This window comes from Kineococcus indalonis (assembly GCF_009906395.1).
GTDB lineage: Bacteria > Actinomycetota > Actinomycetes > Actinomycetales > Kineococcaceae > Kineococcus > Kineococcus indalonis.
In genome coordinates this window covers 1-1689 of record NZ_JAAALM010000692.1, presented here as the reverse complement: position 1 = coordinate 1689, position 1689 = coordinate 1, and the positions used below count along the sequence as shown (strand labels likewise).

Annotated in this window: 1 protein-coding gene; it reads left to right on the top strand. The window is 78.4% G+C overall.

The window, feature by feature from the left end:
• Positions 1 to 1609: alpha/beta hydrolase (locus GTR00_RS20330; protein WP_166613347.1), on the top strand; the 1609-nt coding region annotated here is incomplete at its 5' end.
• Positions 1610 to 1689: the final 80 nt, after the last annotated feature.

Sequence of the window (1689 nt, the reverse complement as noted above, 5' to 3'; positions counted from 1 at the left end):
GGCCACCGCCCGCCCGGCCACCGCCGCCGAGGCCGACCGGCAGTTCGAGCAGCGCTACCCGGCGCGCTACCGCGAGCAGGTCCCGGCGTGGGCGCCGTGCACGGTCGAGACCGTCGGCTCCGAGCAGGCCGCCGCGGCGCTGGAGTGCGCCGAGGTCCTGGTGCCCCGCGACCACCGCGACCCCGGCGCCGGGGAGCCGCTGCGCATCGCGATCAGCCGGCTGCCGCAGGCCGGCGAGCGCCCCGCCCGCACGGTGCTCACCAACCCCGGCGGCCCCGGCGCGGCCGGCCTGGCGCTGGCCGGCCTGGGCCTGCAGCCGGCGCTGGCGCGCACCGAGGTCGTCGGCCTGGACGTGCGCGGCACCGGCGCCAGCTCACCGCTGACGTGCGGCGCGGACGTGCTGGCGGCGGTGACCGGCGCGCCGGACGCGCGCGACCGCTCACCCGAGGCGCTGCGCGCCACCGCCGACGCGATGCGCGCCACCGCCGACGCCTGCGCCGACGACCCGCTGGTGGACGTCGTCAACACCGAGCAGACGATCGCCGACCTCGACGTGGTCCGGCACGCGCTGGGGCGCGGGACGATCGACTGGGTCGGCTACTCCGGCGGCACCTGGCTGGGCGCGCAGTACGCCACCTACTTCCCCGCCCGGGTGGGCCGGTTCGTGCTGGACTCCAGCGTGGAGGCCACCGCGGCGTTCCAGCAGGTCTTCAGCGAGAACCAGCCCCCCGCGTTCCAGCGCCGCTTCGAGCAGGACTTCGCCGGCTGGGCGGCGAGCCACCACTGGCTCTTCCGCCTGGGCGCCACCCCCGGCGCCGTGGAGGCCACCTACGAGCGGGTGCGCGCCGGGCTGGCCGCCCGGCCGCTGCAGCTGGACGGCGTGGTGCTGCTGGACGGCGCCGTCGTGGACGTGCTGGTCGCGCAGTCCATGTACTCCAAGACCACCTTCGAGCAGCTCGCCTGGGTCCTGCGCGGCCTGGACGTGGTGGAGGGCCTGCGCGCCGCCGCGGGCAGCGACCCGGCCGCGGCCGCGGCCGTGGACGCCGCCGCCGCGGACGTGGCCCGGCGGGTGCCGGCGCTGCTGCCGGACCGCCTCGCCGAGGAGCGCCCGAGCGCGGCGGAGAGCGCCGACGCCACGTTCTTCGCCACCACGTGCAACGACACCGCCTGGTCGCGGGGCCAGGCGTTCTGGGACGACCTGGGGCGGATCCAGGGCACCGCCCACCCACTGCGCGGCTGGTGGGTCACCCAGCAGCCGTGCGGGTACTGGGAGCGCGCCCCGCTGAGCCTGCCGCGCCCGGACGGCCGCGACCTGCCGCCGCTGCTGGTCGTGCAGTCGCGCAACGACCCGGCGACCCCCTACGAGGGGGCCGTGGCCACCCACGAGGCGCTGGGCTCCTCGGTGCTGGTCACGGTGGCCGACGAGGGCGACCACGGCCTGTACGCCTCGGCGGGCAACGCGTGCGTGGACGCGGTCGTCGACGCCTTCCTCACCGAGGGCGTCGCGCCGGAGCGCGACGTCACGTGCGCCGGCACCGGCGTGCCGGCGCCGGGCGCGCAGTTCCTGAGCGCGGTGCAGCGGGCGGTCCGCGAGGCCGTCACCCCGTGACCGGGCGGCGCGGGCGGCGGACGGCGTGAGGAGGGGCGGGGCGTGGGCGAGGATGGCGCGGTGAGCAGCACCACGCGCCC